At 54.9% G+C, this 1,219-nt stretch carries 2 protein-coding genes; both read right to left on the bottom strand.

Annotated features, from left to right (window positions below):
- Positions 1–20: 20 nt before the first annotated feature.
- The gene (locus ON064_RS18295; protein WP_274625882.1) at positions 21–629 is read right to left on the bottom strand and encodes an anthranilate synthase component II; all 609 of its coding nucleotides are present in this window, start codon (positions 627–629) and stop codon (positions 21–23) included.
- Positions 626–1,219: anthranilate synthase component I family protein (locus ON064_RS18290; protein ID WP_274625881.1), on the bottom strand; the 594-nt coding region annotated here is incomplete at its 5' end. The genes ON064_RS18295 and ON064_RS18290, both read right to left, overlap by 4 nt.

The following is a 1,219-nucleotide window of genomic DNA, read 5'->3' as shown; positions in this document are numbered from 1 at the left end:
CTGTTGTTATGTCCATATCTTTAATCACAGTCGGCTGGCTGCATGTGGAGCCGGCTTTCGCGCGCAAGTTCCAAGAACCTCGCCATCATATCGGTGCCTTCCGGCGTCCCGATCGATTCCGGATGGAACTGCAGCCCGTAGACCGGGTAGTCTTTGTGCTTAATGGCCATCATCGTGCCATCATCCAACGCTTCTGCCTGTATAGTAAAGCATTCGGGCAAGGATGCCTTTTCGATAGCCAGCGAATGATAGCGCATAACAGGAACCCGCTCGTTCATGTCCGCGAACAAATCCGTTGCGCTATGTGAAACTTCCGAGACTTTGCCGTGGCGGATAGCCGGCGCTTCTGTGACGCGGCCGCCGAATGCCTCACCGAGTAATTGCTGTCCCAGGCAAATGCCCAGGATCGGCACATCACGGTAAAGTTCACGGATCAACTCGAGCGATTCAGGGACATCTCTCGGATGACCTGGGCCAGGAGATAAAATAATCGCCTCAGGCTGTTTGCTGCGGATGTCATCCAAGCTCAATTGGCCATAGCGTACAACTTCTACATCTTCGCCGAGTGCCGCCACCGCTTGATAGATATTGTAAGTGAATGAATCATAATGATCGATTAATAGAATCATCCGAACACCTCCGTCAACGAACGCGCTTTATGGAGCGTTTCCTCGTATTCGGCTTGCGGTTCGGAATCGAAGACGATGCCCGCTCCCGCTTGAACGTGGACCGTGCCGTCTTTAACGACGAAAGTCCGGATGGCGAGCGCCACATCGAGATTACCGTTGAAGCCGAGGTAACCGACAGCGCCGCCATAGACGCCGCGCCGTTCCTCTTCAAATTGCTGGATGAGCTGCAGCGCACGCACTTTCGGCGCACCCGATACCGTACCAGCAGGCAGGCAGGACACAAGCGCATCTAGCGGATGCATCGCACCTTCCAATTCGCCGGTCACTTCCGACACGATGTGCATGACGTGCTGGTACTTCTCGATGACCATGTATTTCGGGATCGCGACCGTGCCGACTTTTGCAACGCGGCCGACGTCATTGCGGCTGAGGTCGACGAGCATTTGGTGCTCTGCCCGCTCTTTTTCATCCCCCAGCAATTCGTTCTCAAGCGCTTTATCTTCCGCTTCCGTCTTGCCGCGTTTTCTTGTACCGGCGATGGGATTGGTCACCATCTCGCCGCCACGGATCGTCAATAGACTTTCAGGCGA

Source organism: Planococcus sp. A6, assembly GCF_028823615.1.
In the GTDB taxonomy this organism is placed as follows: Bacteria; Bacillota; Bacilli; order Bacillales_A; family Planococcaceae; genus Planococcus.
Note: the sequence above shows the minus strand (reverse complement) of the source record. Positions and strands in the feature narration are given on the sequence as shown.

Excerpts from the sequence above, each read along its gene's own strand:
- ON064_RS18295 (WP_274625882.1), bottom strand. The coding sequence starts at position 629 with ATGATTCTATTAATCGATCATTATGATTCATTCACTTACAATATCTAT.